Genomic DNA, 14,806 nt, shown 5'->3' with positions numbered 1-14,806 from the left:
CGGAGTTAGCCCGGCTTTTTTGAGGGCCTCTTCAAAGGACTTTGCAGAAGGGAACATCTTCTTCATTTGGTTATATCGGGATTCGACCTCTTTTTCAGAAACCTTGATACCCCGCTTTTTTGCCTCCTGGACGACGAGTTCTTTTTCTATCATGGAATCAAGGATATTCTCTTTGAAAGTCTTCTCGTATTCTTTACCTTTGGCTCCCTTGAATAACTCTCCATGCTTGGCTTTCAAACTTTCAAATTCCTCTTCTACCTCACTTAAGTATATCTTCTTGCCGTTCACCCTCGCTGCCACCTTCTTGGCACAGCCACAAAAGCTCATGGTGAAAAGAATTAATAAAATTAAAAGGGCAAATCCTTTCTTCACTTTTTCCTCCTTCACAACCTCAACTTTTGGATAGATGGATGTATTATATCACTAAATAATCGCACCAGGAAAGATAAAATCTCACTTGCATCGACGCGAATTAAAAGGGTATTGAGGTGTGGTTTGTACATTAAATTCGGGTATTTTCTCTGCAATGCCAGGACTCTCCCCTTGGTCAAATAAAGCTCGTGCAACATAAGCCGGTCTTCTCTCCAAGAAATGTTCGACACCCTCGCCTCCTGAGCCAGAGCTTTTATCCTGCAAATCTCCACCAAATTCTGAACCACCCTGGGCAGGGGACCGTATCTATCCCGGAGTTCCTCCTCGACCTCTCGGGCCTGGTCTAAAGCCTGGATGGAGGCTATGCGCCGATAAGCTTCTATCCTTAGGATTTCTTCCCCTATGTACTTCTCTGGGATATATGCCTTTACTGGAAGATTAATGCGCACCTCGAGAAGTTTCTTCGCAGGTTTGCCCCTGAGTTCCTCTATAGCTTGGCGTAAAAGTTGGCAATAGAGATCGAAGCCCACAGCCTGCAAATGACCGTGCTGTTCGGGACCCAATAGATTTCCAGCACCTCGTATCTCCAGATCACGAAGGGCAATTTTAAGACCCGAACCCAATTCCGTGAGTTCCCCGATGGTTTTCAATCTATCACAAGCCGTCGAGATCAAAGGTCTGTTTCGATTGAAGAAAAAATAAGCGTAGGCGCGATGGTTTGATCTACCAACCCTTCCCCGCAACTGATAAAGCTGGGTGAGACCTAATTCTTGAGCTTCCTCAACAATCAAGGTATTCACGGATGGGATATCTATTCCCGCTTCAATTATGGTGGTACACACAAGGACGTCATATTTTTTGTCCAAGAAATCCAACATCACCTTTTCCAGCTGGCGCTGGGGCATTTGTCCATGAGCAACGGTCACCCTGGCCATGGGTGCGAGCCCCTCAACCCTTTGGGCTACCTCGTCGATGGTTTCCACCCTGTTGTAAACGTAGTAAATCTGACCGCATCTTTCGAGTTCCCTCCGGATGGCCTCCCTCACCATTGTCTCATCGTATTCCCCCACATAAGTGAGGATTGGATATCGATCTTCGGGTGGAGTATTAATGATACTCAAATCCCTGATCCCACTGAGCGACATCTGTAAAGTTCGAGGGATGGGCGTCGCACTTAAAGTCATTACATCCACGGTCTTTTTGAGATTCCTCAAATGATCCTTATGGGCCACGCCAAAACGCTGCTCATCATCGATGATCACGAGACCGAGATCCTTGGGAACGACATCCCGTTGAAGTAATCGATGAGTTCCTATGAGCACGTCGATCTTGCCTTCGGCAAACCGCCTTAAAATATCTTTCTGCTCCCTGGGCAATTTGAATCTGCTTAAACACTCCACAATTATGGGAAAGGAGGAAAATCTCGACTGGAATGTGCTGAAATGCTGTTGGGCGAGTATCGTGGTGGGAGCTAAGACCATCACCTGTTTCCCATCCATTATGGCTTTAAAGGAGGCTCTGATGGCTACCTCGGTCTTCCCATAGCCCACGTCTCCGCAGATGAGCCTATCCATGGGCTTGAGTGCTTCCATATCTTCCTTGACATCGGCAACCGCTTTTAATTGATCGGGTGTTTCATTGTAGGGGAAGGAATCCTCAAGCTCCTTTTGCCAGGGACTATCGGGTGAAAAGGGAAATCCTTGGGCTTGGGCTCGTTCGGAGTAGAGAGTCAAAAGGTCAAAGGCCAACTTCTTGACGGATCTCTTGACCCTCCTTTTCACTTTTATCCAATCGCCTCCACCCAGCCGGGAGAGGGGAGGAGGTTGAACATCTGAACCAATGTACTTGGAGATTTTATCCATTTGATCCACGCGAACTTTGAGTTTTCCATTCGCATATTCGAGAACCATACAGTCCCAAACCGCATCGCCAATTTTCTCCCTCACCAGCCCGGCATATCGAGCAATTCCGTGATTTGCGTGAACCACCAAGTCCCCCTTCTCAAGATCCATATAGCTAGTAATGGGAATAGCCTCAACAGTTCGCTTTTCTATCCTCCGCTCATATCTCTTGGCAAAGATGTCGCCTTCGCTTAAGACGGAGAGTTTCAAAGAAGGAATGATGAAGCCCTCGCCCAAATCACCAAGAGTTATGCCTATCTCTCCTGGGATAATCGACACTTTTTCAAAAGAAAGGGAGGGGTTCATCCCCAATTCCTCTAAAATTTCCAACATTCGTCGAGCTTGCCCTTTATCGCGGAGTACAATTACGGCGGCATATCCATCCTTATGGAATTCCTTCAGTAGCTCCGCTAACCGATCGAACCTTCCCAAGATGGGTTCCACGGGCAAGGATTTGAACTCGATGATTTCTTTCGGACCCAACTTTGGCTTAATGGAGATGAAATCCAATCGCCCATCAAGGGAGGAGAATAAATCTTTGGGAGGAATGAAGTAAGGAACCGGAGGAGATGGAATACTGAGCGTGGATATGGCTTCTCCTAAGTAATCCAACTGCTGTCGATGGAACCTCTCCGATTCCTCCTCAATCTCCATGGTCTCATCGAGAATTATTGAACATCCCCGAGGGAGGAAATCGAAGAAGGTGCTAAGCTGATCGTAAAGGAAGGGAACATACCGCTCGACACCTTCGAAATAGGTGAGGTTCTGAAGTTTCTCGATATCCCCCTCAATCCATTCCGGCAGCACCGGTTGATTTCCGATGAAATCCAAAGCTTTTTTCACATTTTCGGGAGCTAGAACGAATTCTCTACACGGAAAAATGAGGATTCGGTCGAGAATGGAGATCGAACGCTGGGTGGAAATCGCGAATTCTCGCATGGAATCCACCTCGTCTCCAAAGAACTCAATTCTCAATGGATGCCGCAGGTTGCCCGGAAAGACGTCGACTATTCCTCCCCTGACGCTGAATTCCCCCCTACCCTCGACCATATAGGTTCTCTTATAACCTTTCTTGAGAAGATCTTCGATGAATTGGTATAAATCTAGCTTTGTACCCACCTCCAAGGCTATGGGTTTGGGAATGAACTTGCGAGGTGGAAGTCGCTGCATGAGACTTTGGACGGCGATGGTGATTACGATGGGTGATTTATTTTCCAAAAGGTATAAGATTTCCAACCTCTTTGCAATGATCTCTTTATTCGGTGAAATCCTCTCCCAAGGAAGAATCTCCCAATCGAGAAAGTGATGTGTGGTTGAGGCGGGAAGAAAATTCCTCACATCCTTGGCAAACCTCTGGGCCCTCTCAACGTTGGGCGTTACCACAAGTAGAGGCCGTTGCAAGGATTTAAAAAGCATCGCTGCAAGATAGGGACGCAGTGGACTTGGTATAGAAACATCAATACCCTCTTGCGATGCTTCAATGGCATCCTTCAAGCGCTTAAAGCTTCTATTCTTTTCCCATAGTGAAAGTAAGGGTTCTAAATTCATCTTCGTTCCATTTATTGGTTCATGGTTCACGTTCGTAGCTTCATGGAAAATAATTTTACTGCCTTTTTCAACTTCTATTATACTCGCTCATGGCTCTTTCCACGCCCCATCTTATGATGGCCAAAACTGCACCCACAGCTCGATCGATGGCGGGATCGACGATATCCCATTGTCTCTCGGTGAAGGGATTGAGAACATATTTTGCCGGATCCTGCCTTCCCGGTGGACGACCAATTCCAATGCGGACCCTGGTGAACTCATCCGTTTTCAAATGAACTATTATGGAATCCAGACCGCGGTGTCCACCGCTTCCTCCCCCTGCCTTGATTCTAACCCTTCCCAAAGGCAAATCTAAATCGTCATGCACCACTACTAATTGAGAGGGAGAGAAATTGAAAAAATCCAGAAGAGCCTTTATGCTCTCCCCACTTAAATTCATAAAGGTCAAAGGCTTAGCCAAGATAACTTCCCTCTCGTCTATCCTCGCCCTTCCAAATTCCGCTTGTATGAAGCCACTGGTGGGTGGAAATTCCTTAATGGTGATGACTAGATCTTGAGCCAATCTGTCAATGACCAAATGGCCCAAGTTATGCCGAGTATCACGATATTGCTCGCCGGGATTACCCAGTCCCACAACGAGAAATCCCATGGATCTAAGAGATGGCATCTTTCCCTCCAAATTTTTAAAGCACCCTTACGGGTGCCTTTTGATATTAAGCCATTACCAAATTACGATGAGCAATGAGTGTTCGGTTATTCTTCCTTCTTCCCCTCTTCTTTCTCTTCTTCCTTTACCATTTCGGCTTCAGCAGGTACTTCTTCCGCCACCTCTTCCTCCTCAACAACCTCTTCTACAATGGCCGTTGGAGGAACTATCGACACTAAAACCTCTTCCAGGCTGGTGAGTATCTCGACGCCTTCGCGCTTGGGTAGGTCGGACACCCTAACGCTATCACCGATCCCCAAAGCACTCACATCGACCTCAATGCAGTCAGGCAAATCTTTCGGTAAAGCTTCCACCTCGACTTCCCACAATCCATGCTGAAGCACTCCCCCTTCTTTTACTCCGGGGGCTTCTCCAACAATGGTTAGGGGCACAATGGTGGAAATCTTCTCATTCATGGCGATCTTTTGGAAATCTACATGGAGATAGAAATCCTTGAGTGCATCCCTTTGAATCTCTTTAATGATCGCGGTATAGTCCCCTCTATCCCCTTCGACCTTTAACTTCACAATGACATTTAAGCCCTCGGATCGTATGAGATGGATAAAATCCCGAACATCGACGGCCAAAGGACAAGATTCAATTCCCTCACCATATAGAACAGCGGGAATTTCGCCCACGGCTCTAAGCTTCTTCGCCGCACTCTTGCCAGTATCTCTGTGTCTCGCCTTAAGCCCAATTATCTTCATCCACATTCAACCCCTTCTAAAATTACACTCAACTATATTATACCTTACTGTACCTTGGCAAAATTTTAAGTTTGCTAGTTAAGTCTCGCCTTTAAATGAAAAATTTAAAGTGAAAAATGAAAAATCACAATCCAAAATCCAAAATTATTCTCGCCCTTTTGAACTTATAAACTAAGGTTTTGAATTCATTTTTGTTTTTTCTTTGTCGTTTTACATTTTTATTTTTGCATTTTGCATTTATCGCGGCAGATACAATATTTATGCGGATAAAACCACTATTTTTCAAATTTGCCAAACTAAGACTATACCTGATCATCTCCCCCCCCCAGCAATTCACTTACCGACTTATCCTCATGAACATTTACGATCGTTTTGGCAAATAGGGGGGCTATGGACAGTACCTTGAGTTTTTTAATCCATTTTTTCCGGGATACTGGTATGGTGTTGGTGACCACAACTTCCTTGATCGGTGAGGCCTCCAATTTCTCCACTGCAGACCCGGAAAGCACGGGATGGGTGGCACAGGCATATATTTCGGTGGCTCCATGGTCTTTAAGCGTCTGTGCGCCTCCAACCATGGTTCCCGCGGTGTCTATAATATCATCTATTAACAGGGTCACCTTTCCCTTAACTTTCCCAATCACGTGTGTAGTTTCGGAAACATTATGTGCCGGACGGGTCTTATGCAAAATGGCGATGTCCGCATTTAATCTATCCGAATATCTCTTGGCCGTTTTCACCCGTCCCACATCGGGTGAGACAACAACCAGATTTTCCAGCTTCTTTTCCTGGAAATAATCGGCCAAGATGGGGACAGCAGTCAGGTGATCCACCGGAACATCAAAGAATCCTTGGGTTTGCCCCGCATGGATGTCCATGGAAATCATCCTATCTATGCCCGCCGCACTGAGGAGATCTGCCACCAATTTTGCGGTTATCGGCTCCCTGGCCAAAGTTTTCTTATCTTGCCTCGCATAACCGTAGTAGGGAATAACCGCCGATATTCTCTCAGCGGAGGCTCTCTTCAGGGCATCTATCATGATCAATAATTCCATTAAATTCTCATTTACGGGATTCCCTAAAGATTGAATGACAAAAACATCAGCTCCTCGGACACTCTCTAGATATCTTACGTAGGTCTCCCCGTCGCTAAATCGATGGAGTTTAATCTTGCCCAGTTCTATTCCAATATACCGCACGATCTCCTGACCGAGATCGAGATTGGCGCTTCCAGAAAATACCATCAACCTAAAATTATGGGGCATGATCTATTCCTCGCTTTTAAGTTTCCTCCTTTACCTCTTCTTTTTTCGCTTTTTGGACCAGTCCCTGATGACCTTCTGCTGGGAGCGCTCCACCGCCAGACTATCATCTGGAACGTCTTGGGCTATCGCAGAACCAGCTCCTGTCGTGGCATTTTTGCCAATTTTTACTGGAGCAATTAACATGGTATCGCTACCAACGAATGCGCCATCTTCGATTATGGTCTTATACTTTCGAATTCCATCATAGTTACAGGTTATCGTGCCCGCTCCAATGTTCACATCTTCGCCTATCGTTGCATCTCCGATGTAGCTTAGATGGGGAACCTTGCTTTTTCGCCCGATATCGCTGCTCTTTACCTCGACAAATGTTCCTATCTTTGCCCCTTTCCTTATCCGAGTGCCCGGTCTTAGCGAACAGAAAGGTCCCAATCGAACTCCATCTTCGATTATGCTTTCCCTTATCACCCCATTGCGGATCTCAACCCCATCCCCAACCTGTGCATTGATGAGATGTGCCCAGGGACCAATGGTGCAATTTCGACCCACGGAGGTGGATCCCTCAAGGAGCGTGAAGGGATAGATCAGCGTATCCTGACCCAAAGTTACGTCTGGGCCAACGACGGTGGAAGGGGGATCAATGAAGGTAACCCCTTCCTCCATCCACCCGTTTATGATCCGCTCACGCATAATCCTCCCGGCTTCAGCAAGTTCTCTTCTGGAATTTACCCCGAGAACCTCGCATTCATCGCTCGTGGAATGAGTGGCGATTTTTTCTCCCTTGGATTTTAATATGCCGATGACATCGGTTAAATAAAATTCCCGCTGTTCATTGTCGCGGGTGACTTCAGGAAGGGCGACAAATAATTTCTTTGTATCAAAGCAGTATATTCCGGAGTTAATCTCACAGATTTTTCGCTGCTTAAGGGTGGCATCCTTCTCCTCTACGATCCCTGCAACCAATCCCTTTTTATCGCGGATTATCCTTCCATAACCCGCTGGATCCTTCAGCACCGCTGTAAGGATAGTAGCCGCTGTTTTGCTTTCCCTGTGAACATCGATTAGCTTACGTAAAGTCTCGGATTTGAGGAGAGGGGTATCGCCGCAAAGGACAAGCAGCGTACCATCAAAATCACCGATGACCGATTCGACAACTCTAACGGCGTGACCCGTTCCCAACTGCTGCTCTTGAATTACGATCTCAGCATCATCTTTTATTTGCGATGTCACCTGCTGCGCTCCGTATCCGATTACTGCTACTATCCTCTGAGGATCAAGTTCCTTGGCCGTTTCCACCACATACTTTATCATGGGCTTGCCACAAATTTGGTGAAGAACCTTTGGGAGGGAGGACTTCATTCGAGTTCCTTCACCAGCAGCTAATATGACCACAGCCAGCTTCACCTTATTAATGCCTCCTTCTCGTCGCTTCGCGACGTTCCTAGGGGGACTCCGTCCCCCTGCTCTCATCCCAGTGACTTGAGGCCAAGCAGAAGTTTTTAGCACCCAAATTTTTGGCTCTAGCTTCTCAATCAAAAAGCTGGGGCGGCAGGATTCGAACCTGCGAATGGCGGATCCAAAGTCCGCTGTGTTACCGCTTCACCACGCCCCATCTACACACAATTTTAATATACCTGGATACAAATACCTAATCAAGGTTTCAATGCCTTCAAACAGTTTGCGAAGACAGTATAGTTTAGGCTCCATAAAGTGTCAAACTCACCTTTGGCCTTGACCTTTATATTTAATATTAAATGGAAGAGGACATCGTTGAATTAGGAATCCACTATGGCAATGGCTGAAATTTCAATTTTTGCTCCCTTGGGAAGATTGGATGCCTCCATGGTCTCCCGAGCCGGTGCTTCCTGCTTGAAAAATTCCTGAAATACGGAGTTGACGGCGGCAAAATCGTTAATATCCTTCAGAAAAACGGAAATTTTGACCACCTTCGCCAAAGAACTATCACCAGCCACCAGGATCGCTTCCAAATTCCTCAAGACTTGCCTCGTTTGTCCCTCGATACTTCCCTCAACCATCTCCCCGGTCAAGGGGTGCAGCGGTATCTGCCCTGAGACGAAGATAAAGCCATTGGCTTTTATGGCTTGGGAATAAGGGCCCGCCGGTAAGGGAGCATCTTCGGTGATTATTACAACTTTCACTACTCCTCCTTTCCAGACAATATTTTCCTCACGAGTTCTAAATCGCTGTCCTTATCGACATCCACACCTATCTCTGGATATGGTGTGATGATGGCACACCCCTTAGCCTGGATGAGATGGGATATTTTATCTTCTAATTCCGCTATGGTTAACATTCGGAATAAGAACTTCAAAATAAATCTCAAACCAAGTGCCCGAGCCAATTGAAAGGGACTCTTTCGAAGATTGTAAAATCTTTCCAATAGCTTTCTATTATCCCTGATAACCTTGGGGTCAATCAGAGCTATGTTTCCCCCCGTGAATGTCCCGTCCTTTAATACGGCATAGGTTCTTTTTACACCGGGAAAGCTCTTCTCGACATCTTCTCGAGAGATGATGGGATAATAAACACGACTTTCTTTCCTTGAGCATCGATTCAGGAAATCACTTATGGCTTCCGGTGTAATGAGAGGGATATCCGAGGAGAGTACGAGTATCGGTTGATCCCCGCCTAAATATTCCATTCCAGCCTCGATATTTTCGGTCAAGGAACCATCCTTGAACAAAACCCGATCAACCCTTTGAGCCCAAGTTCCCAAAGAGGCAGCGGAGGAGATGACCGCCACCATTCTTCCGATTCCTGGACAATCCTTAAGTACATCTATTACGTACTCGATCATGGGTTTCCCCTCTATCTCTATGAGTGCTTTGGATATCTTATCCTCGCCCGATATGCCCTTCAAGGTTCCTCCGGCTAATATAAGGGCGTCTACCTTCAAATTTAACACCCCCTCAGGTCGTAATCCCTCTCGGTTCTTATTTCTTGCTCGAGGATGTCCACTCCTTGCGTATAAAAGGCAGTGGTAATGACCGTGGGACAAATCTTGCTCAGCTCACCGGCGACCTTTTTGGTCACCATTTCCGAATCGACTATCGCAAATATACTGGGACCACTGCCGGTCATTAAAGCACCCAATGCTCCCGCCGAAATGGCAGTCTCCTTAAGTCTCCGAACCTCGGGATGGTCACGAAACACAGGTCTCTCCAAAATATTAGCTAAATTTGAGCAGATTTCCTTCAGGTCTTTGTCGCGTATCGCTTTAAGCATTAAGGAAAGTTTTGAAAGAGGGGTAGTATCCCCCCGATCAAACTCCCAATACACCCGATGAGTGGATAATTCAAAGGAGGGTCTGGCAATAACCACGGAGGCTCTGGGGATATCTGGAAGTGGGATGAGCTTTTCGCCTTTACCCTCAACGAGGACCGTTCCTCCTTTCACACAAAAGGGGACATCTGACCCCAAATCCTCCCCCAGTTTTTGAAGCCGATCGAGGGGAAGATGGAGATGCCACAGAAAATTTAAACCGATTAAAGTGGCTGCGGCATCGGCGCTTCCACCCCCAAGACCAGCAGCCACTGGGATATTTTTAATGAGTTTAATTAGAGCACCTCGCTTTATTTTGTAAAGCTCTTGGAGGAGCTTCGCAGCCTGCCATATTAGATTCCTATCCGGTGAAAGGAAAGAGGAGTCGCATATAACCTCAATCCTTGGGTGCTCGAAAATCAAAAGAGTATCCGAAAGTTCGAGACTTTGCATGACGGATTGTATATCGTGATATCCATCGGCGCGTTTTCCTAAAATATCCAAATATAAGTTTATCTTGGCATAGGCTTTAAGCTTGAGGGATTTCACAATTACACTCCTTTACGTCGCTTCGCGACGTTCCTACCCCGACGTGTCGGGGTGAGGAATCAAAGAATGGACGGCAAGGTCGATCCCCATGATTTGCCCGCATAAATGAAAGAGCACAGATAAACTGTGCTCTTTAAGAATATTCTGGATTATTTAAAAATTAATGAAGCCATGGAAGAATCTTTTCTCCACTTTGAGGATGAGTAAGTTCCACAGTTTTGGTCAACACATCGGCATAGCTATATGAAACCCGCCTTGACCTGTTCTTTTTCTCTTCCACCCTCACCACAAAGAGATTGGGGTGGGTTTCCTCAAGCACACCTTCCCTCTCCACAATCTTACATCGACCGATATTGGCACGGAGCTTCATTTTAGTACCTACAAAGGACTCAAGATCGCTTCTAATGCGATCGACGATCTCCGTTCGAGGTATCTTGGTAATGTTCATTTTCCCCTCCTCAAAAAAATTCAAGGTTATAATAACCTAAAAAGATGGAAAAATCAAGCATTCGAGCCATATGATAGCGTTCAGCTCGTGGCTGCTCTCGCAACATTGTACCTGTATTCCCAAGGGATTTCTCCTTCCATGCATTTATAATCCTCCCCGGTTAAGCGAGCCCCATCTCCATCTCTTGGTATAGCTACTTATTTATCCCAATCCACCGCAACAAGTTGTGAATTTTCTTCTCTCATTTCTCCGTAAATGCTTAGATAGCCATCCCTTTCATCCAAAGATTTGGCAGGCAGCTGATTGAGGTTAGAGGGATTCACTCAAAAGTGCAAACTCATAAATGCTCAAGGTCTCACCTCGCCTTTCAGGATCGATATCCGCAGCTTTGAGGGCTTTCTCTACCTCTCGCTTACTATATGCGAGGCGACTGCTATGAATCAAAGAATTCTTTATGGTCTTCCTTCGATGTTCAAAAGCAGCGGTGATAAGTTCAAAGAGGTGGTAAGGATCCTTTACTTCAACGCGGGGAAAAGAAAGTCGTGTGAGCTTGATGATTGCCGAATCCACCTTCGGAGGTGGAAGAAAAACTGTTCTGGGCACGATGGAGATCATCTTGGGTTCAGAATAATACTGAATCTTTAAGGTGAAAGCGCCGTAATCCTTTCCTCCTGGGGAGGCGAGGATTCGTTCTGCCAATTCTTTCTGGATCATGACGACAAAAAGTTCAATCTGGGGATATTCGTGTAAATACTTCACAAGTAAAGGGGAGGCGATATTATAGGGCAAATTGGAAACCAATTTATTGGGCTGCAAACTTGGAGGAAGCAAGTTTAAATCGAGTTTTAAGGCGTCCCTTCGTAATAGCTTCACATTTTCAAAGCCTTTAAGGGTTTCGCTCAAGATAGGGATTAAAGTTCTATCGAGTTCTACCGCAATGACCTGACCGGCTCGTTCGGCAAGGACTTGAGTGAGGGTACCGATTCCAGGACCCGCTTCCAAAACTACATCTTCGGATTCAAGGTTGGCTGCATGAATGATTTTCTTGAGGATGTTTTCGTCCACAAGAAAATTTTGCCCAAGACTTCTGGAGAGCCTCAAATTGTATTTCTTGAGGATATCGATGGTTTTTCGGGGACTAGCGAGCCCAGACATCTCCTTCAGATCCGCTTGGAAATCCTTCGGATGCGTCTACATTTTCCTCCAAAAGATCATACTTTAATATTATTTTATATGAACTAGGACCTTTCTGCGACCGAAGGCTCTGGCCTGAGCCAACGAATCAAAGCACAAGTCGATGCGGTCCCCCTTGATGGCAGAACCAGTATCAGCGGCGATTGCCTCTCCATATCCCTCAATGTAAAGGGATGTTCCCAAGGGAATCACCTTGGGATCGACGGCCACCACACCATATCGAGCTCTCATGCCGGTGGCGGTTATCGTGCCACAACCATGACCGGGAGCATAAGCTGTGGCGATCATGACCATGGTTCGAGAGCTTCTTGGTGACCCCCTTACACCTCTAGAGACGGTTAAATGAGGGTTAGCAGCCCACAAGCGCTTGGGAGGGAATCGCCTGTTTAGTTGGCGGGATGGTGGGTGGTGGCGGGTGGAATTTCCTTCAGATCCGCAGGACCTGCTGGAAATTTCCGAGGCGAATTTTAGACTGGTTGTACTCACCAAAAATAAAGTGGGTAGTGCATTTGAAGCACTTACCACAGTTGATCCCTTTTCCACAGATTTTGAGATAAATTGCGCAGCATCTGATGCTAGAGCCATCAGGCTTTCCCCGTCCCTTGGATCCGCAGGAGAATTCGGAGACGGCGTATCACGACGCGTCCAGGAACTGGAGCTCTCACCCCTCGGTCATTTGACCCTTCTAGTTCTATATTGCTTGCTATGTATGCTAGTTGCATTGTTAAATCCTATAAAATCACTCATTGCGAAGACCAGTACCATGCATAAAAATCCCATGAAAATTTTATTGGGTTTTTTGGCAAAAAAATGGAGAGAAAACCCCTCCATTCGACCATTCCCTTCTATATTTTATTGGCGCTGCTTAAGCAGCATCCCATTATATAGTAAATTTTGGAAGGATGCAACACCTTAAGCAGGGATGTTGAAGAATTCAAGGCATTTTAGCAGGTCACGTGACAATTTTCTCGAATTTTTCTTTCTTAATTTCCGCTGCTTTTTGGGCTATTAGGAGAAGGAAAGCGGGTTCGTTTCTTTTACCCTTATGGGGTGAGGAGTGAGGTAAGGGGAATTTATTTTATGCGAGGGAAAAGGGGCTCCCCTCGCTTCACCTTGATGCCCGGTTTAAGCAAACCCCACTCAAGGGCTCTGGGAAATCTTTGAGTCTCGAGCTTTTCCTCAATACAGAGTTGACTCCACAATTCCTTAGAGGTGGAGGGCATGAAGGAACAAATCAATAATGCCACTACCCGCAATCCCTCCAAGGCGGTGTATAACACCATATCAAGGCGCTCTCTCTGCCGCTCCTCCTTTGCAAGGGACCACGGAGCAACTTCATCAATGTACTTATTGATTCCCCGGATGAATTCCCAAATTCTCGCTAGGGCTTCGCTGAAAGCGAGTTCTCTTAAAGATTTGTCAGCTTCTAAAAATGCATGCTCAGCGAGACGTCGAAGATTCAGATCGATTTCCATTTCCTTTCCAGGAGTAGGGATTATACCGCCACGGTACTTCTCCACCATCGCTAAAAGCCGACTGACCAAATTCCCTAAATCGTTGGCCAAATCCGCATTGTATCTATGTTCCAACCTTTGAAGGGAAAAATCGCCATCCTGTCCGAAGGGGAAAGCACCTAGGGTGAAGTAGCGAAGGGCATCCACCCCATATTTCCCGGCTAGAAAGACCGGGTCTATCACATTTCCCAGGGATTTGCTCATTTTTTGCCCATTGACCGTGAAAAATCCATGGACGAAAATCCTTCTCGGTAATTCCATCCCCAAAGCCAGTAGCAAACTGGGCCAAATCGTGGCATGTACCCTCAAGATATCCTTGCCTATGAGGTGAATATCCGCTGGCCAATACCGCTCGAATTTCTCCCTATCCCAGGGCCATCCGATACCGGTGAGATAATTAAGGAATGCATCAACCCAAACATAAGTTGTATGGGAACGGTCAAAGGGCAACTCTATTCCCCAACGCACCTTGCTTTTACTCCGAGAGATGGCTAAATCTTGCAATTTTTCACTCCGTAGGAAGGATAGAACTTCATTCTCACGCTGTACGGGCTCGATCTTCAATTGTCCTTTGGATATCCTGGTCAATAATTCAGCTTGAAATTGGGAAAGTTTAAAAAAGTAACATTCCTCGATTAATAGCTCGGGTTCCTTGCGATGCAGGGGGCATTTGCCTTGGACTAAACTGCTCTTTGGAATGTATTGCTCACAACCAACGCAATAAAGACCCTCATATTCGCCTTTATAGACGTACTTCCCATCGTATAGTCGCTGCAAAGCCCATTCTACGGCCCTTTCGTGCTCCGAATCCGTGGTGCGAATGAAATAATCATTGCTAATATTCAATACCCTCCAGGCTTTTTTGAATTGATCCGCTATCTCATCGCAGAACTGCTTGGGAGATTTCCCCGCAGACTCAGCCGATTGAGCCACCTTAGCACCGTGTTCATCGGTACCCGTGAGGAAGAAGACATCTTGACCGAAGAGCCGATGATACCTGGCGATGACATCAGCTGCCATAGTGGGGTAGGCGGTACCCAAGTGAGGAGGTTGATTAACATAGTAAATTGGGGTGGTCACATAAAACTTGGGCATTTTCATCTCCTCTTTCCATTCCTTGACACCATTTTCTCACAACCATATAATTGAAATTGCTCATTTGTCAAGGATGCTAGAGAGGGAGCATGAATATGAAATCCACAGGTATAGTTCGTAAAGTTGATGAGCTCGGACGGATTGTGATTCCAATGGAATTGCGTCGTGCCTTTGGTATCGAAGTCAAAGACCCCCTGGAGATATATGTAGAAGGCGACAAAATAATTC

The 14,806-nt window shown here is 46.2% G+C and carries 13 protein-coding genes, 1 tRNA gene and 1 pseudogene; 1 reads left to right on the top strand and 14 read right to left on the bottom strand.

The window, feature by feature from the left end; all coding sequences use genetic code 11:
• The 14 genes and pseudogenes from AB1466_03890 to metG form a co-directional block, all read right to left on the bottom strand.
• The coding region (locus tag AB1466_03890) for a SurA N-terminal domain-containing protein (protein ID MEW6189237.1) at positions 1-372 on the bottom strand (372 nt) is incomplete at its 3' end.
• An 11-nt stretch (positions 373-383) separates the two neighbouring features.
• A complete protein-coding gene (gene mfd / locus AB1466_03885) occupies positions 384-3,851 on the bottom strand; it encodes a transcription-repair coupling factor (GenBank protein MEW6189236.1) in 3,468 nt (1,155 codons plus the stop codon).
• A gap of 37 nt (positions 3,852-3,888) precedes the next feature.
• Positions 3,889-4,488: an aminoacyl-tRNA hydrolase gene (gene pth / locus AB1466_03880; GenBank protein MEW6189235.1), complete on the bottom strand. Its 600-nt coding sequence runs from the start codon at positions 4,486-4,488 to the stop codon at positions 3,889-3,891.
• A gap of 86 nt (positions 4,489-4,574) precedes the next feature.
• Complete coding sequence (locus tag AB1466_03875; GenBank protein MEW6189234.1) at positions 4,575-5,240, bottom strand: 50S ribosomal protein L25/general stress protein Ctc; 666 nt, start codon at positions 5,238-5,240, stop codon at positions 4,575-4,577.
• 296 nt (positions 5,241-5,536) lie between these two features.
• Positions 5,537-6,499: a ribose-phosphate pyrophosphokinase gene (locus AB1466_03870; GenBank protein ID MEW6189233.1), complete on the bottom strand. Its 963-nt coding sequence runs from the start codon at positions 6,497-6,499 to the stop codon at positions 5,537-5,539.
• Positions 6,500-6,529: 30 nt separating this feature from the next.
• Positions 6,530-7,900, bottom strand: a complete 1,371-nt coding sequence (glmU, locus tag AB1466_03865; GenBank protein MEW6189232.1) for a bifunctional UDP-N-acetylglucosamine diphosphorylase/glucosamine-1-phosphate N-acetyltransferase GlmU — start codon at positions 7,898-7,900, stop codon at positions 6,530-6,532.
• Between the two features lie 136 nt (positions 7,901-8,036).
• A tRNA-Gln gene (locus AB1466_03860) sits at positions 8,037-8,108 on the bottom strand.
• Positions 8,109-8,271: 163 nt separating this feature from the next.
• A complete protein-coding gene (locus AB1466_03855; protein MEW6189231.1) occupies positions 8,272-8,655 on the bottom strand; it encodes a Rid family detoxifying hydrolase in 384 nt (127 codons plus the stop codon).
• Positions 8,655-9,413, bottom strand: a complete 759-nt coding sequence (locus AB1466_03850) for a nucleotidyltransferase family protein (protein ID MEW6189230.1) — start codon at positions 9,411-9,413, stop codon at positions 8,655-8,657. Before AB1466_03850 ends, AB1466_03855 begins: the two co-directional genes overlap by 1 nt.
• Positions 9,414-9,415: 2 nt before the next feature.
• A complete protein-coding gene (gene ispE / locus AB1466_03845) occupies positions 9,416-10,327 on the bottom strand; it encodes a 4-(cytidine 5'-diphospho)-2-C-methyl-D-erythritol kinase (GenBank protein MEW6189229.1) in 912 nt (303 codons plus the stop codon).
• A 160-nt stretch (positions 10,328-10,487) separates the two neighbouring features.
• Positions 10,488-10,775 carry a Veg family protein gene (locus AB1466_03840; GenBank protein MEW6189228.1) on the bottom strand — a complete coding sequence of 96 codons (288 nt, stop codon included), beginning with the start codon at positions 10,773-10,775 and terminating at the stop codon, positions 10,488-10,490.
• 309 nt (positions 10,776-11,084) lie between these two features.
• Positions 11,085-11,930, bottom strand: a complete 846-nt coding sequence (gene rsmA, locus AB1466_03835) for a 16S rRNA (adenine(1518)-N(6)/adenine(1519)-N(6))-dimethyltransferase RsmA (GenBank protein MEW6189227.1) — start codon at positions 11,928-11,930, stop codon at positions 11,085-11,087.
• A gap of 69 nt (positions 11,931-11,999) precedes the next feature.
• Positions 12,000-12,257 (bottom strand): annotated as a pseudogene (locus AB1466_03830) (3D domain-containing protein).
• Between the two features lie 785 nt (positions 12,258-13,042).
• Positions 13,043-14,584: a methionine--tRNA ligase gene (gene metG, locus AB1466_03825; protein MEW6189226.1), complete on the bottom strand. Its 1,542-nt coding sequence runs from the start codon at positions 14,582-14,584 to the stop codon at positions 13,043-13,045.
• Positions 14,585-14,673: 89 nt separating this feature from the next.
• On the opposite strand from metG, the gene AB1466_03820 reads away from it, so the two are divergent.
• Positions 14,674-14,806: AbrB/MazE/SpoVT family DNA-binding domain-containing protein (locus AB1466_03820; protein MEW6189225.1), on the top strand; the 133-nt coding region annotated here is incomplete at its 3' end.

Source organism: Actinomycetota bacterium (assembly GCA_040755895.1).
Lineage (GTDB): Bacteria > Actinomycetota > Aquicultoria > Subteraquimicrobiales > Subteraquimicrobiaceae > Subteraquimicrobium.
Note: the sequence above shows the minus strand (reverse complement) of the source record. Positions and strands in the feature narration are given on the sequence as shown.